At 65.8% G+C, this 15,840-nt stretch carries 15 protein-coding genes; 4 read left to right on the top strand and 11 right to left on the bottom strand.

The genetic code is table 11. From position 1 onward, the window contains the following. Positions 1-109: 109 nt before the first annotated feature. From AB7531_RS03650 to cobS, 6 genes are all read right to left on the bottom strand, one after another. Positions 110-1,222, bottom strand: a complete 1,113-nt coding sequence (locus AB7531_RS03650; protein WP_063980634.1) for an NADH:flavin oxidoreductase/NADH oxidase — start codon at positions 1,220-1,222, stop codon at positions 110-112. 335 nt (positions 1,223-1,557) lie between these two features. Next, a complete protein-coding gene (locus AB7531_RS03645) occupies positions 1,558-2,259 on the bottom strand; it encodes a hypothetical protein (RefSeq protein WP_063980633.1) in 702 nt (233 codons plus the stop codon). 31 nt (positions 2,260-2,290) lie between these two features. Further along, positions 2,291-3,361, bottom strand: a complete 1,071-nt coding sequence (locus AB7531_RS03640) for an esterase-like activity of phytase family protein (RefSeq protein ID WP_063980632.1) — start codon at positions 3,359-3,361, stop codon at positions 2,291-2,293. Then, positions 3,358-5,265, bottom strand: coding sequence for a cobaltochelatase subunit CobT (gene cobT, locus AB7531_RS03635; protein WP_014490393.1), 1,908 nt, complete (start codon positions 5,263-5,265; stop codon positions 3,358-3,360). Before cobT ends, AB7531_RS03640 begins: the two co-directional genes overlap by 4 nt. After that, on the bottom strand, positions 5,262-5,672 hold the full coding sequence (locus AB7531_RS03630) for a GNAT family N-acetyltransferase (protein ID WP_028149462.1): 411 nt from the start codon (positions 5,670-5,672) through the stop codon (positions 5,262-5,264). Before AB7531_RS03630 ends, cobT begins: the two co-directional genes overlap by 4 nt. A 3-nt stretch (positions 5,673-5,675) precedes the next feature. Further along, a complete protein-coding gene (gene cobS / locus AB7531_RS03625) occupies positions 5,676-6,674 on the bottom strand; it encodes a cobaltochelatase subunit CobS (RefSeq protein ID WP_063980631.1) in 999 nt (332 codons plus the stop codon). A 297-nt stretch (positions 6,675-6,971) separates the two neighbouring features. Here cobS and AB7531_RS03620 point away from each other — a divergent pair, with 297 nt between their 5' ends. Continuing rightward, positions 6,972-7,631: a DedA family protein gene (locus AB7531_RS03620; protein ID WP_063986024.1), complete on the top strand. Its 660-nt coding sequence runs from the start codon at positions 6,972-6,974 to the stop codon at positions 7,629-7,631. An 83-nt stretch (positions 7,632-7,714) separates the two neighbouring features. Here AB7531_RS03620 and AB7531_RS03615 read toward each other — a convergent pair whose 3' ends face one another. Continuing rightward, positions 7,715-8,926, bottom strand: a complete 1,212-nt coding sequence (locus AB7531_RS03615; protein WP_063980630.1) for a citrate synthase family protein — start codon at positions 8,924-8,926, stop codon at positions 7,715-7,717. Between the two features lie 79 nt (positions 8,927-9,005). Here AB7531_RS03615 and AB7531_RS03610 point away from each other — a divergent pair, with 79 nt between their 5' ends. Both AB7531_RS03610 and AB7531_RS03605 read left to right on the top strand, forming a co-directional pair. Then, on the top strand, positions 9,006-10,109 hold the full coding sequence (locus tag AB7531_RS03610) for a citrate synthase/methylcitrate synthase (RefSeq protein WP_063980629.1): 1,104 nt from the start codon (positions 9,006-9,008) through the stop codon (positions 10,107-10,109). A gap of 184 nt (positions 10,110-10,293) precedes the next feature. Further along, the gene (locus AB7531_RS03605) at positions 10,294-11,340 is read left to right on the top strand and encodes a sensor histidine kinase (RefSeq protein ID WP_063980628.1); all 1,047 of its coding nucleotides are present in this window, start codon (positions 10,294-10,296) and stop codon (positions 11,338-11,340) included. Here the strand turns inward: AB7531_RS03605 and AB7531_RS03600 are convergent. Then, positions 11,337-11,969: a J domain-containing protein gene (locus AB7531_RS03600; RefSeq protein WP_014490400.1), complete on the bottom strand. Its 633-nt coding sequence runs from the start codon at positions 11,967-11,969 to the stop codon at positions 11,337-11,339. The genes AB7531_RS03605 and AB7531_RS03600 overlap by 4 nt on opposite strands. 158 nt (positions 11,970-12,127) lie before the next feature. Between AB7531_RS03600 and AB7531_RS03595 the strand changes: the two genes are divergently transcribed. Next, the gene (locus AB7531_RS03595) at positions 12,128-12,397 is read left to right on the top strand and encodes a BolA family protein (RefSeq protein ID WP_063986023.1); all 270 of its coding nucleotides are present in this window, start codon (positions 12,128-12,130) and stop codon (positions 12,395-12,397) included. A 173-nt stretch (positions 12,398-12,570) separates the two neighbouring features. Here AB7531_RS03595 and AB7531_RS03590 read toward each other — a convergent pair whose 3' ends face one another. From AB7531_RS03590 to AB7531_RS03580, 3 genes are read right to left on the bottom strand one after another with little or no spacing between them, the layout of a single operon-like run. Next, on the bottom strand, positions 12,571-13,875 hold the full coding sequence (locus AB7531_RS03590; RefSeq protein WP_063980627.1) for an HlyC/CorC family transporter: 1,305 nt from the start codon (positions 13,873-13,875) through the stop codon (positions 12,571-12,573). Positions 13,876-13,904: 29 nt separating this feature from the next. Next, positions 13,905-15,053, bottom strand: coding sequence for a 3-dehydroquinate synthase (gene aroB, locus AB7531_RS03585; RefSeq protein ID WP_063980626.1), 1,149 nt, complete (start codon positions 15,051-15,053; stop codon positions 13,905-13,907). Next, positions 15,050-15,676, bottom strand: a complete 627-nt coding sequence (locus AB7531_RS03580; RefSeq protein WP_063980625.1) for a shikimate kinase — start codon at positions 15,674-15,676, stop codon at positions 15,050-15,052. The genes aroB and AB7531_RS03580 overlap by 4 nt, the downstream gene beginning before the upstream one ends. Positions 15,677-15,840: the final 164 nt, after the last annotated feature.

Raw genomic sequence — 15,840 nt, 5'->3', positions numbered from 1 at the left:
TCCGGGATCACCACAGGGAGAGATTTGGCGAAGACTTTAAGTTGTGCAGTGGCAACTCATACCGCGCATCATCGTGAGATCACGCGGTATGGCAGCGCCCTCTCGCGCCCTACCTTGCCCCGAACGTGGTCTTGCCGAACAGCGCCTTTTGCGTCGACGGCTGCGAGCGCCAGTATTGCGGCGGGGCTTCGACTTCGCCGCCGAGTTCGGCCGCGGCGTGCCAGCCCCAGCGGGGATCGTAGAGCAAGCTGCGGCCGAGCGCGACCATGTCGGCCTTGCCGGATGCCACGATCTCCTCGGCGTGTTTGGCTTCGGTGATCAGGCCGACGGCGATGGTGGGCAATCCGGTCTCGCGCTTGATGGCCTCGGCAAACTGCACCTGATAGCCGGGGCCGAGCGGGATCTTCTGCAGCGGCGAGACGCCGCCGGAGGAGGCATCGATCCAGTCGACGCCGCGCGCCTTCAGCGCGTTTGCGAACGTGATGGTCTGCGCCAGGTCCCAGCCGCCCTCGACCCAGTCGGTCGACGACACCCGCATGCCGACCGGCTTGTCGTGCGGGAAGACCGCGCGCACCGCGTCGTAGATCTCGAGCGGAAAGCGCATGCGGTTTTCGAGCGAACCGCCATATTCGTCGGTGCGCCTGTTGGAGATCGGCGACAGGAACTGATGCATGAGATAGCCGTGCGCGCCGTGCAGCTCGATCGCGTCGATGCCGAGCCGGGCAGCGCGCTTGGCGCTGTCGACGAAGGCCTCGCGGATGCGCTTCAGGCCGGCGGCATCGAGCGCCAGCGGCGCGGCCTCGCCTTCCTTGTGCGGCAGCGCCGACGGCGCCACCGTCTGCCAGCCGCCTTCACTCTGCGGAATGAGCTGGCCGCCGTCCCAAGGCCGCGCGCTGGAGGCCTTGCGGCCGGCATGGGCGAGCTGCATCGCGACGGCCGTGGTGGAATGCTTGCGCACGGAGGAGAGGATCTGCTTCAGCGCGGCTTCGCAGGCGTCGCTGTAGAGCCCGAGACAGCCCGGCGTGATGCGGCCGATCGCCTCCACATGGGTCGCCTCGATGCAGAACATCGACGCGCCCGACAGCGCGAGGTTGTTGATATGGGTGAAGTGCCAGTCGGTGGCGACGCCGTCGTCGGCCGAATACTGGCACATCGGCGACACCACGACGCGGTTCTTCAGCGTCAGGCCGCGCAGCTTGATCGGGGAAAACAGGGCGCTCATGCGGGGAGTTCCGGGGGATGGAGGAATGGAAGCGATTGCATGAAGTTTAGTAGCCCTACGGCGAATTGCCAGCTGCGCGGCGGACATGCCCGCCCGCGGCGCCATGCATTGCGCGCGTCATATGATCACAAGGCGGAGATAACCCTCGGCCGCTTGCCAGGAACTCCACTGTCATCCCGGGGCACGCGAAGCGCGAGCCCGGGATCCATAACCACGGGATTGGGTTTTACGAAGATCGACAACAGCTGGTCTTCGCCAAACGTCTCTCTCCCTGTGCCTATGGGTCCCGGGCTCGCGCTTCGCGCGCCCCGGGACGACGATCGAATTTGAGGCCCCTACTCCAGCTCCTCGAACCTGCCCGGCACGGGCTTGCCCATGCGGATGCGGCCGTCGGGCAACAGCTCGCCGTCGGCTTCGGCCGAGAACTGGATCGTGTTGCCGCCGCCGTCGCGCTTGCTGACCTTGCCGAGCGGGCCGAGCTTGTCGGCAAGCGCGGTGTCGTCGAGCACGAACACGCGGTACTCGGTGAGGTGAAAGCGGCGCGGCGCCTGCCATGTCAGCGCGGGCACGGATGTGCGCATGTCGCCGTCGGTCTTGATGTCGACGCTGCGGCCGGTCACGTCGCGGAACAGATCCGGCCCGGCGACCAGCCGCGCGCGGCCGCCGTCGATGGCGTAGAGATTCAGCGTGACGATATGGCGCTCGCTGCGGAACGAGACCGCGACGGTGCGTGAGTCCTGCGACCAGGCGGCGTGGAAGGCATCCGGCGCCGAGTCCAGAATGTTGTCGTCGTTGACATTGTCGAGCGTCATCAGCCGGCGATGGCCGGGCTCGGCCATCAGGTAGATGCGAAAGCCTTCGCTTCCAGACTCGCCGCCGCCATGGGCTGCGACCGACAGCTTCCCATTCGGCGCGCGGCCGCCCTGGATGATGGCGTATTCGTTCTTTCCGTACCGGTGCTCGGCCGTGGCGAAGGCCGGCGACAGCGCGGCGAGCGTGAAAATGAGGGCGAGGGCGAGGATGGCGCGGCAGGGCATGACGGTTTGTCGGAGAAGGGCGGGCGGACGTTCACTCCACCAGCGTGAACTGCAGCAGCAGCGTGCGCTGGAGCATCGAGAAATTGTCGTCCGACACCAGCGTCAGCACGGTCTCACCCTCGGGCGTGACGTGGGCGTCGATGCCTTCCATGTTGTCGACCTCGTGGCCGAGATCGGCGGCGAACAGCGCAGGGCCGTCGACCAGCGCGTTGGGCGCGATGGATTTCAGGGGGATCGACCGGATGCGGATGTTGATGCCAGTGAACCAGGAGAATTTGCGTTCGAGGATGAGAAGCTCGCCGGACGGCAGCAGCACGGCATCGCTGATGTCGAATTTTTCGGTGCGGCGGACGCTGAACTGGCCGGGCGACGGACCGCCGATCAGGAACGCGACCAGATTGCCGTCGGCGTCCAGTCCGCGTTCGGAGAAGGCGATCAGGGTGCCTGCCAGCGGCTGGCCTTTCGGCACGACGACCATCGCTTCGAGCCCCTTGTTGGAGGGCAGCTTCCGCACGGCGGGCGGCGTCGGCAACACCTCGCCGCGGGCGCGCGTGCCGCCTTTCGCGAAATCGAAGCGCAGGACCTGGTTGACGCGCTCGAGCCCGACGTAAACGACATTGCCGTCGCGCGCGAGCGACTCGGTGTCGTACCAGAACCGCCTCTCCGTGATCGGCCGGCCCTCGGAATTGAGCATCGGGGACGCCTCGACATCGTCGAGCCCGATCATCTTGCCGCCGGAATAGCGGATGCTGCCGGTGAACCAGCCGCCCTGGTCGGAGATCGCGAGGAAGCGCTCGCCCTTCGCATCGAGCCGGATGCCGGACAGGCCACCGAAGCCGCGATAGGGCGAAGTCAGCACCAGGCCGCTGCGATATTGCAGCTGACCGAAGCGCACGCGCGAGCGGTCGCGCGGCTCGAAATTGGGAATCGGCCGCGCGTTCACCTCGACGCTGACAGCCTCGGTGACGGCGTGCTCGATCTGCGCGGTGCGCGGCGGCGGCTCGGTCGTCGGCTGCGCCTGCGCCAGTCGGGAGAGTGCGAGAGTGGAAAATCCCGCCGCCGCGTGGCCAAGAAAGCTGCGGCGGGACGATTGCGTGCTCACGAATGCAGTTTGCGTCGCGGGCGACCGGCCTGATGCGTGGGCGCGGTATTGGTCTCGCTGAACAGTTCGGCGAGCTTCTCGGTGATGGCACCGCCGAGCTCTTCGGCATCCACGATCGTTACCGCGCGGCGATAGTAGCGCGTCACGTCATGGCCGATGCCGATCGCGATCAGCTCGACCGGCGAGCGGGTCTCGATCTCCTCGATGATGTGGCGCAGGTGCCGCTCGAGATAGTTGCCGGGATTGACCGACAGCGTGGAATCGTCGACCGGCGCACCGTCGGAGATCATCATCAGGATCTTGCGCTGCTCGGGCCGGCCGAGCAGGCGCTTGTGCGCCCAGTCCAGCGCCTCGCCGTCGATGTTCTCCTTCAGCAGACCCTCGCGCATCATCAGGCCCAGATTCTTCCGCGCGCGGCGCCAGGGGGCGTCGGCGGACTTGTAGATGATGTGGCGGAGATCGTTGAGGCGGCCGGGATTGGCCGGCTTGCCGGCGGCAAGCCACGCCTCGCGCGATTGCCCGCCCTTCCAGGCGCGCGTGGTGAAGCCGAGGATCTCGACCTTGACGCCGCAACGCTCCAGCGTGCGCGCCAGGATGTCGGCGCAGGTCGCGGCGACCGTGATCGGGCGGCCGCGCATCGAGCCGGAATTGTCGAGCAGCAGCGTCACCACGGTGTCGCGGAACGTCGCCTCCTTCTCGTGCATGAAGGACAGCGGGTGATAGGGATCGGTCACCACGCGCGACAGCCGCGCCGGATCCAGAATGCCCTCTTCGAGGTCGAAGTCCCAAGCGCGGTTCTGCTGCGCCATCAAGCGTCTCTGAAGGCGGTTGGCGAGGCGCGCGACGATGCCCTGCAGATGCGCGAGCTGCTTGTCGAGATAGGCGCGCAGGCGCTCCAGCTCGTCATGGTCGCAGAGGTCTTCGGCCGCGATGACCTCGTCGAATTTCGGCGCGAAGGCGTGATATTCCGGCCCGCGCGGCTCGTTCTTGCCGTGAGCGTTCGGACGCGTCGCCTCGCCCGGCGTCTCGTCGTCGCCGAGTTCGCCGTCGTCGAACGTGTCGGAGGTCGAGGCCTGCGCGCTTTCCATCGCGCTCTCGCTCATCTCCTCGCTGGAGGCCTGCGCCTGGTCGGCGCTCATCTCCTGCGCGGCATCGGAATCGGGCGAGCCTTCGGCGCCGGACTGGTCGTTGTCGCCGTCGCGGTTTTCCTCGTCGTCGTCGTTGTCTTCGCTGTCGGCGCTGCGCTCGTCGCCGAGCTCGAGCGCGGTCAGCAGGTCATGCACGGCGTCGCCGAACCTGGTCTGGTCCTCGACCAGGCCATCGAGCCGGTCGAGCCGCTTGCCGATCTTGTCCTCGAGAATGGGCCGCCAGAGATCGACCATCTTCTTCGCCGCCGTGGGCGGCGCCATGCCGGTCAGGCGCTCGCGCACCAGCATCGCCAGCGCATCCGCCAGCGGCGCATCGGCACGGTCGGTGATTTCGTCGAACTTGCCGCGATGGAAATGGTCGTCGAGCATCGCGCTGAGGTTTTTCGCAACGCCCGCCATGCGGCGCGCGCCGATCGCCTCGACGCGGGCCTGCTCGACCGCCTCGAACACGCCGCGCGCCTGCGGATTGCCGGGCATCAGCTTGCGATGCAGCTTTGCATCGTGACAGGCGATCTTGAGCGCGATGGAATCGGCGTGGCCGCGCACGATCGCAGCGTCACGCTTGGTCATCTTGCGCGCGGGCTCGGGCAGCCGCGCTTTGCCCGGCGCCAGACCAGGGCGCTCGGCAGCAAAACTGACCTCGAGCTCCGGCGACTTCGCGATCGCCTTCAGGCAGGAGGCCACCGAGCGCTTGAACGGCTCGGTCGGGGCTTCCTTGGTGTTACGGAATTTGGAGTTGGATGATGATGTGCTCATAGCGACTTCGTAAACGAGTGGCGCGTCACGCCGCCGGGATAGCCCTTGAGGGTGCCGAACTCCTCGTACCCGCAGGAACGATAGAAGCCCGGCGCCTGGAAACTCATCGTGTCGACATGGGCCTGGATCGCGCCCTGCCGTCTTGCCTCGTCCTCGATCGCCGCGATCAGCTTCGTGCCAAGACCCTTGCCGCGCTGCTTCTGGTCGATCCAGAAGTACTGGATGAACAGAACCGTGGCCCACAGGTGTCCGACGATGCCGCCGACGATCTTGCCGCGGTCTTTCAGCGAGACCGCGATGCTCCTGACCTTCTGCTTCCCGAACTGCTCGTCGTTATAGGCGCCGAGCCCGGCGAGCACAGCCTTCTTGGTGGTCCCAATGGTGCGCTCGACGGTGATGTTTGGCATGGTCTAGCTGAGCGCCACGTTGACCGCCGATTCCGGCAGCTCCGCGTTGAAGCAGCGCTGGTAGAACTCGGCGACCAGGGGACGCTCGAGCTCGTCGCACTTGTTGAGGAAGGTGACCCGGAACGCGAAGCCGATATCGCCGAAGATATCGGCGTTCTCGGCCCAGGTGATCACCGTGCGCGGGCTCATCACCGTCGACAGATCGCCATTGGCGAAGGCGTTACGGGTGAGATCGGCAAGGCGGACCATCTTGTTGACGATGTCGCGGCCTTCCTGCGTGCGATAGTGCTTGGCCTTGGCCAGCACGATCTCCACTTCCTCGTCATGGGCGAGATAGTTCAGCGTGGTGACGATCGACCAGCGGTCCATCTGGCCCTGGTTGATCTGCTGGGTGCCGTGATAGAGGCCCGAGGTGTCGCCGAGGCCGACCGTGTTGGCGGTCGAGAACATGCGGAAGGCCGGATGCGGCTTGATCACCTTGTTCTGGTCGAGCAGCGTCAGGCGTCCGGAGACTTCCAGCACGCGCTGGATCACGAACATCACGTCGGGGCGGCCGGCGTCGTATTCGTCGAACACCAGCGCGATGTTGTGCTGGAGCGCCCAGGGCAGGATGCCGTCGCGGAATTCGGTGACCTGCTTGCCGTCGCGGACCACGATGGAGTCCTTGCCGACGAGGTCGATACGGCTGATGTGGCTGTCGAGGTTGACGCGCACGCAGGGCCAGTTCAGGCGGGCAGCGACCTGCTCGATATGGGTGGATTTGCCGGTGCCGTGATAGCCGGTCACCATCACGCGGCGGTTGCGGGCAAAGCCGGCGAGAATGGCAAGCGTGGTGGCACGGTCGAAGCGGTAATCAGAATCGACTTCGGGCACATGAGGATCGACTTCGGAATAGGCCGGGACTTCAAGATCGCTATCGATCCCGAACACCTGGCGCACCGACACCTTCATGTCGGGCAGACCGGAAATTTCCTCAACTTTGGACAGAGCGGCGGTCGTCATCAATCCTCCGAGGCCCCGGGCGATCCCGAGACCAGTTATTTGCACGTTGGCTGCGGCTGGGTGCGGTTGCGAACTTATCAGAGACAACGTGCCGGCAGAAGCCCGCGCCCCAATCAAAGTTCCATTGTCTTTTCATTTAGATAGGCAAGGAACGCGATTTTTGGAGGGCTGCCTTGCGAATCACGCTCAAATTTCAAGCGGGCCAGCGGCCCTGCCCGCGCGAATGGCACTTTTACCGCGTGCACCTACTTATGTAGGGTCCGAACCCCGGTGCTCCAGCCCCCCACGAAAGACGACGTGACGTCCTTTCTCGATCCCCTCATATCCTTCGTTTCAGCCCATGTGTGGCTGGCCTATCTGACCCTGTTCCTGGCGGCGCTGCTCGAAGCCGTTCCGGTGGTGGGATCGGTGATCCCCGGCTCGACCATCATTCTGGCGCTGAGCGCGCTGGTTCCAGGCGGGGAATTGAAGCTGCAATGGGTGCTGCTGGCGGCGGCAATCGGCGCCGTGCTGGGCGACGGCTCGGCCTACTGGATCGGGCACCGGCGGCAGCGCGAAATCCTCAACACCTGGCCGCTGACCAACTATCCGCGCGTGGTTGCCGAGAGCGAAAGCTTCTTCCACCGCTTCGGCACCTGGGCCGTGTTCTTCGCCCGTTTCGTACCGCCGATCCGCGCCTTCGTGCCCGTCACCGCCGGCGCGCTGGGGATGACCCCCGCGAAGTTTTATGCCGTGAATATCCCGGCGATCCTGGTCTGGGCCCCCGCGCATGTGCTGCCGGGCGTGCTGGCGGTATCGGCCTTCCACCAATATTTCGGCGTGCCGCACCATGGGCATCCGTTCAAGCACATCTGGATCTTGATGGTGGTGGCCGTGGCGATCATCGGCGGCCTTGGCATCTGGTACTACCGCCGCCGGCAGAACGGCCTCGTCGCGACGTCCAAGCCGCGGGCTTAGTGCGCCGGTGTCGTCCCTGCCTAGTGCGCAATTGCGCACTAGGCAGGGACGACAGCGGAGGACGACGCGCTCGCAGAGAGATTTTAACTAGCCCTTCTTCCCGGCGCCGGTCCGACATAGCGCGCCCGCGGGCGGATCAGCTTGCCGAACTGCAATTGCTCGCTGGCGTGCGCGATCCAGCCGACGCTGCGGGCCATCGCGAACAGCGCGAGCTCGCTGCCTAAGGGCAGGCGCAGCGCGTGCACGAGGACGGCCAGTGCATAGTCGATGTTGACGAGCTCGCCGGTCGCCTCGACGATCCGCTCCGGCACTTCGCGCGTGAATTTGCGCGGCGCGCCGGCACGCGCCAGCGCGTTCAGCAGCGACTGCGCGCGGGGATCGCCGCGCTTGTAGACGCCGTGGCCGAAGCCGGCAAAGCGCTCACCCAAGGCGACGCGCTCGCGAACCATCGGGGCGACATCGCGATCGACCAGCGCCTTGACGAGCTGCGAGGCCAGCACGCCGGCGCCGCCATGCTTCGGCCCTTTCAACGCGGCGAGGCCGGCGATGACGGAGTCATAGAGGTTGAGGCCGGTCGATGCCGCACAGCGCGCGGTGAAGGTCGAGGCGTTCAATTCGTGATCGGCGAGCAGCACCAGCGCGCGGCGGATGAGGTCGGGCGCGTGCTTGTTGTCGGGCGCCCAGGCCTTCGCGATCTGCTGGTGCAGCGGCTCGGACGACGGCTCGGCGTTGAGCATGGTCGCAACCAGGAGCCGGACAATGCGCCCGCCGACCATCGCGCGGCCGTCGGGCGCGCGGGTGAAGGCACGCGCGTCCGCGCTGGTCGCGAGCGCCAGCACTGCGATGGCACGGTCGATCGGCGCGGCGCGGCGCGCGGCCTCTGCGATCGCGCGCATCTCGTCGGATATCTGGGGCTGATTGTCCGGCGTGAAGGGATCGACGTCGGAGACGTCCCACAGCAGCGTCGCCGTGTGCTCCAGCGTATCGTTCTCGGCGAGATCGACGCAATTGACGCCGCGGTAGATCGCGCCCTCCTCGGTGATGGTCGAGATCTCCGTGTCCATGACAGGCAGGTCGGCATCGAAGCTGCGCAGGCCGCGCGGCTCCGGCGACGGCACCCGGCGCTCCTTGAGCGCGCGGACGTCCTCCGCCCGATAGCGGTTCTTGCGCGAATCCGGCGTCGGCTCGGAGCGGATCAGGCCGCGGCTGACATAGGCGTAGAGCGTGGCCGGCGAGATCGCGAGCTCGGCGGCAGCTTCCCGGGCCGACAGATAGAGTTCCTCGGAATTATTCATATTGATTTATGTAATCAAGATTGATCAATCTGTCGAGAGGCCTGATTTTCTCCTGGTGCAGTGCAAAGGAGATTGGGTCATGAACATCCACCTCACCAAAAGCCAGATCGGGCTGGACGGCGTTCCCGCGGCCGAGACCGTGCTGAGCCATGTCGACGGCGAGCGCGGCGAGTTGATCATCGCCGGCGAGCATGTCGGCACCCTCGCAAGCCAGTCGAGCTTCGAGGGCGTCACCGCCCGGCTCTGGAACGGCGCGAGCAAGACCACGCTGAGCGAAGCCAATGTGCGGGCGAGCCTGGGCGCGGCGCGCGAGCGTGCGTTCGCGCGTTTGCCGGAGCTGTTGCCGGCGACACGCGGCATGAGCATCGTCGACGAGTTCCGCGCGGCGGTCGCGGGCCTGCGCGCGGAAAACGGGCTGGAACATGAGGCGACGATCGTCGGCGCGTTTCCGGTGATCGCAGGCGCGCTGGTCCGTCGCGCCAAGGGATTGGAGCTGCTCGCGCCCGATCCGAATGCGAGCCATGCCGCCGATACGCTGCGGATGCTGCGTGGCGCCTCACCGAAGCCGCGTGAGGTCGCGGCGCTGGACGCCTATCTCGTCACGGTCTGCGACCACGGCATGAACGCTTCGACCTTCACGACGCGCGTGGTGGCCTCGACGCAGGCCGATCTGTTTGCCGCCGTCACCGCCGGATACTGCGCGCTGACCGGCCCCTTGCACGGCGGCGCGCCGGAGCCGGTGCTGGAAATGCTCGATGCGATCGGCTCCAGCGAACGCATCAAGCCATGGGTCGATGCGGCCCTCGCCCGCGGCGAGCGGCTGATGGGCTTTGGCCATCGCGTCTATCGCGTGCGCGATCCGCGCGCCGACGTGCTCAAGGCCGCGATCAGGCGGCTTTCGGCGGATGGCGCCGACCTGCCCTTTGCCGGCGAGGTCGAGGCCTATATCCGCAGCGCGCTGCGCAAGAAGAATCCTGACCGGCCGCTGGAGACGAACGTGGAGTTCTTCACGGCGATTCTGCTCGATGCCCTCGCCATTCCACGCCAGGCCTTCACGCCGATCTTCGCAGTGGCGCGTGCAGCGGGGTGGACCGCCCATGCGCGCGAGCAACAGCGGACGGGGCGGTTGATCCGGCCGAGTTCGTCATATGTGGGGGAAATGCCGAAGGCTTCCGGCGAATAGAGCACAAGGGCACGACAGCCGGGCCGTTCACTGCGCTGTCGTGCCTCGCCCGGACGAACAATGACACGGCAGAGCCGTCGCGCGAGATCGTGATTGCGGGAACGCGCGCACGGTCCGGGCGACGAACTTGGAACATCTCCGGGTCTGGGGACTTAACTGTGAGCCCCCTCGGATCAAGATTCCAATGCTGGACCTGTTTGGACAAGCGGACGAGGCCAGGATCGGCGAGATCGCCGCCGGCTATGCCGCCAACCGGACCGAGGCCGGCACGGATTCTGAAAGACGATTCCGCGACTTGCTGCAGGCTCTGCCTGCCGCGATCTACACAACCGACGCGGAAGGCTGCATCACCTTCTTCAATCGCGCCTGCATCGATTTTGCCGGACGCATGCCGAAGATCGGCGAGATGTGGTGCGTGACCTGGAAGCTCTATCTGCCCGACGGCACGGCGCTTCCCCACGATGAATGCCCGATGGCAATCGCGCTCAAGCAGAACCGGCCAGTGCGCGACGTCGAGGCCGTGGCCGAGCGGCCGGACGGCTCCCGGATCTGCTTCATGCCATATCCGACGCCGCTGCGCGACGAACGGGGGCGTTTGGTTGGTGCGGTGAACATGCTGGTCGACATCACGGCTCGCAAGGAGGCCGAGCAGAGGATGATGCTCCTCACCTCCGAGGTCGATCACCGTTCCAACAACCTGCTCGCGGTGGCTCAGGCGATGCTGCGGCTGACGAAGGCGGATACCGCGGAAGAGTTCCAGACCGTGTTTGCAGGCCGGCTCAGCGCGCTTGCCAACGTGCAGAGGCTGTTCTCGGCTTCGCGTTGGACCGGCGCGAATCTGAAGACCATCGTCGAAGAGGAACTCCGGCCGTACGCAAGCCGGGACGGCGAGCGGATCAGGATCGCGGGAGACGACGTCCGCCTGCCGCCCACGCTGGCCCAGTCGATCGCCGTCGCGCTGCATGAGCTCGCCACCAACGCCGCCAAGTATGGCGCGCTGTCGAGGCCTTCGGGCAGGCTGGAGATCAGCTGGGAGACCAATGGTGCAGAGCCTCTCGTGCTGCACTGGTCGGAGAGCGGCGGTCCTCGGGTCAACGAGGCGCCGACGCGCAAGGGCTTTGGAATCGGCGCGGTCGACGGCATCATCCGGACCTTGCGCGGAACCATTACCCGACAGTGGAGGCCGGAAGGACTGGTTTGCGAACTGTCCTTCCCGGAAGGCGTAGCCTAGGCCTCGCGGACCACCGTCTTCAGATAATTGTAGGCCTTGATGATCTCGATCAGGCGGTCTTCGGTCGACCGGTCGCCACCGTTGGCGTCAGGGTGATGCTGCTTGACCAGCGCCTTGTACTTGCTCTTGACGTCGGCGAGCGTGGAATCGGGGCCGAGGCCCATGACCTGGAGCGCCTTGCGCTCGGCGTTCATCACCTTGCGCGTCTCGGCCTTGGGCTCGGCCTGCGGACCCTTCCGCCAGCCCGCACGGCCGTTGATCTCACTGAACATGCTGAACGGATCGGACGCCATGTCGATCTCGGCTTCCGCACCCTTCTTGCCGCCATTGGCGCCCATCTTCCAGGTCGGGCGGTGACCGGTCAGCGCATCCTTCTGGTAGCGCGCGACGGCATCGGCATTCATGCCGGAGAAGAAATTGTAGTTCTGGTTGTACTCGCGCACGTGGTTCAAGCAGAAGTGCCAGTACTCGCGCTGGTTCTCGCGGCCCTTCGGCGCACGGTGCGCGCCCTTGTTCTGACACCCGGCCCATTCGCAATTGACCACGGCGTCGCGCGGCTTCACTTCCGGCTGCTTGCCTTTCGGCTTGACCCGGATGGAGTCGAAGAACTTTGATGAATCGATCGGCATGACTGACTTTGACTACGCAATGCAAAAACCTTCAAGTCTTGACATTGCAATTAGCTGGGAACCCGCAGCCGAAGTTTCACTCCGGCGTCTTCGAGGTACGGCCGCCGCAGGCGGCCTATGCAATTGACGGAGTGCGGCTGCGCGCTTTAATGGCACTCATGGTTATGAAAGACACTATCAGCAACAAGTTGAAGGAAGCTTTCACGCCGGAAAGCCTGCAGGTCGTCGACGAGTCACATTTGCATGAGGGCCACGCCGGCCATCGGCCGAGCGGCGAAACACATTTTCGCGTTTATATTGTGTCTCAGGCCTTCAAAGGGAAGAGCCGGGTCGATCGCCACCGCATGATAAATTCGGCGCTGGCCGCGGAACTTGCCGGCAGCGTGCACGCGCTCGCGATCCACGCGCAGGCACCGGGGGAAGGTTGATCTTCGCTTACCCTCCCCTGGAGGGGGAGGGTCGGCTCATATTGAGCGCAGCGAAATTTGAGACGGGGTGGGGTGATCTCTCCACACGCGACACTGCCCGAGTGGAGAGATCACCCCACCCCGCTCGCGCTGCGCGCGATCGACCCTCCCCCTCCAGGGGAGGGTAAGAGAAATCAAAACGACGTTCCCGCCCGCCTGGGCTTGGCCTCTTCCATCTCCGCGTCACGCGGCACCGGTGAAATACGGAGCGCGGTGATGCGGTTGCGTTCGCGGCGGAGGACGCGGAAACGGAAGCCGTGGAACGTGAAACTCTGGCCGCGGTCGGGGATCGAGCGCGCCTCGTGAATGACGAGACCGGCGACTGTCGTTGCCTCCTCATCGGGCAGGTGCCAGTCCATGGCGCGGTTGAGATCGCGGATCGGCACCGAGCCGTCGACCACGACCGAGCCGTCCGGCTGGGCGCGCACGCCGGCGACCACGACGTCGTGCTCGTCGGAGATGTCGCCGACGATTTCTTCCAAAATGTCTTCCAACGTCACGAGACCTTCAACCTCGCCGTACTCGTCGACGACGAGCGCGAAATGGGTTTTTCGGCGCCGGAACGCCTTGAGCTGCTCGGAGACCGGGCGCATTTCCGGCACGAACCAGGGCGGCAGCGCGATGGTGGAGACGTCGATGCGCGAGGTATCGCCGTCGGATGCGCGGATTGCGCGCAACAAATCCTTGGCGTGAAGCACGCCGATGATGTTTTCCGGCTTCTCGCGCCACAGCGGAATGCGGGTGTACTCGGTCGCCAGCACCTCGCGCACCAGTTCCTCCGGCGGCAGGTCGGCATTGATCATCATCATCTCGGTGCGATGGATCATGACGTCGGAGACCTGGAGCTCGCGCAGATCGAGCAGGCCGCCGAGCATGTCGCGGTCCTGCTTCTCGACCTTGCCCTCGTGGTGCAACAGGTCGACCGCGCCGCGCAGGCGCTCGGTCGGCGACAGGATCGCCTGGTGCTCGCCGGCCAGACCAAACAAGCGCATCAGCAGACGGACGATGACCTCGACGATCCGCAGCAACGGTCCCAGCACATACATCGTCAGCCGCATCGGGCGGGCGACCGCAAGGGCCATGCGGTCGGGCGCGTTGATCGCGATGGTCTTCGGCAGCACCTCCGCGAAGATCACGACCAGCGCCGTCATCACGCCGGTGGCATAGAGCACGCCGACATCGCCGAACCAGGCCGTGAAGATGCTGGTGGCGAGCGCGGACGCGCTGATATTGGCGATATTGTTGCCGAGCAGCAGCGCGCCGATCAGGCGCTCGCGCATGTCGAGCAGCTGCGAGACGACATCGGCGTCGTGGTTACCCTGCTTGGAGAGCCGCAGCATGCTGGCGCGCGAGGCGCCGGTCAGCGCGGTCTCGCTCGCGGCGAAGAAGCCCGAGACGAGCAGGCAGAGAATGACGATGGTGAATCCGAGCCAGTCCATGCACCACTCAAAAACCGGTTAGCCGCGCATCAAGCCTTTTGCGCGAGCTTCTCTTTGAGGAAATCGCGCACCGGCGCCGGCTCGACGTCCTTCGCGATCACGGCACGCCCGACCGCCTCCAGCAGGATGAAGGTGAGCTTGCCGCGCTTGACCTTCTTGTCCTGCGCCATCAACGCCATCAGCGCGTCGGCGTCGGCGAGCCCTTCCTGCGCGAAACCGGCGATGTCCTGCAGGCGCGTCGGCAGGCCAGCCTCGATGAGGTGACGCTCGACGCGCGCGGCATCGGCCTCGCCGATCATGCCAAGCTTCGCCGAGAACTGCGCCGCCAGCGTCATGCCGATCGAAACACCCTCGCCATGGAAGAGGCGATCGGAGAAACCGGTCGCGGCCTCCAGCGCGTGACCAAAGGTATGGCCGAGATTGAGCAGCGCGCGCTCGCCGGTCTCGCGCTCATCGCGCGAGACGACGCCGGCCTTGGCGCGGCAGGAGGTCGCGATCGCGTGCTCGCGCGCCGAGCCGCCTTTGAAGATATCGGAATGGTTCTTCTCCAGCCAGGTGAAGAAGGCTTCGTCGCCGAGCACGCCGTATTTGGCGACTTCGGCATAGCCGGCGCGGAATTGCCGCGGCGACAGCGTGTCGAGCACGGCGGTGTCGGCAATCACCAGCACGGGCTGGTGGAAGGCGCCGAGCAGATTCTTGCCCTGCGGCGAATTGATGCCGGTCTTGCCGCCGACGGAGGAATCGACCTGCGCCAGCAGCGAGGTCGGCACCTGCACGAAATCGACGCCGCGGCGCAGGATCGCGGCCGCAAAGCCGGCGAGATCGCCGACCACGCCGCCGCCGAGCGCGATGACGAGATCGTTGCGCTCGATCTTCGCGGCGATCAGGGCCTCGCTGACCTTTTCGAGGCCGGCATAGGTTTTGGAGATCTCGCCTTCCTCGACCACGATGCGCGAGGTCGGAATGCCGGCAGAAGCGAGCGACGCTTCGGTCGGCTCGAGCCAGTATTTTGCGACGGTGCGATCGGTGATGATTGCCGTACGCACGCCGGGCCGCAAGCGCGCGACACGTTCGCCGAGCGAGGCCAGCACGCCGCGGCCGATGACGATGTCATAGGCGCGATCGCCGAGCGCGACGTCGACGTTGACAGGATCTGAATGTTTCAACGGCGCAGTCATCGTACGGCACTCGCAACGTCGGCAGGTGATTGGGCGGCTTGTTCGCCGCGGAAATGGGCGCGCAGCGTCTCGATGCATTCCTCGACGATCTTGTCGTGCGGCACGTCGCGCGAGGCGATGGTGAGGTCGGCATGGCGATAGATCGGCTCGCGCTCGGTGAGGAGGCGCGTCACGGTTCCTTCGGGATCGGCGGTCTGGAGCAGCGGGCGGTCGGCGCGGCGGCGCACCCGGCGCATGATGACGTCAGGGTCGGCTTTGAGCCAGATCGAGACCGCCTTGGCCGCAATGCGGTTGCGCGTCTCCTCGCGCATGAAGGCACCGCCGCCGGTCGCCAGCACGATCGGTTCGCCGTCGAGCAGGCGCGCGATCACCCGCGCCTCGCCATCCCGGAAATACGGCTCGCCATGGCGCTCGAAAATCTCCGGTATGGTCATGCCGGCATGAGCGACCTCGATCTCGGTGTCGGCGTCAACGAAGGGCAGCTTGAGCCGGGCCGCCATGCGGCGGCCGATGGTGGATTTGCCCACCCCCATCATGCCGACGAGCACGATCGAGCGCGTCCCGAGCGCCGACAGGATGTCGGCCTCAGGGGCAGCTTGTATCGGCAACGCGGCGTCGGGCATAAATCTCGCTCTGGGTCTCGCTCGATCTGCCGCCGGAGGCGGCATGCTTTGGCCACCTATACGACCCCCTCGGGGCCCTCGCCAGAGGACTCTTGCCACGAAACGGCGAACATGTTGGATGATTCCATTGGTTAATTTGGACGCCTGAGACCCTCCCGAGACCT

Source organism: Bradyrhizobium sp. 63_E2_N1_3 (assembly GCF_052076005.1).
In the GTDB taxonomy this organism is placed as follows: Bacteria; Pseudomonadota; Alphaproteobacteria; order Rhizobiales; family Xanthobacteraceae; genus Bradyrhizobium; species Bradyrhizobium barranii.
The sequence above is the reverse complement of the archived record's forward strand: the minus strand, read 5'-3'. Positions and strand labels throughout refer to the sequence as shown.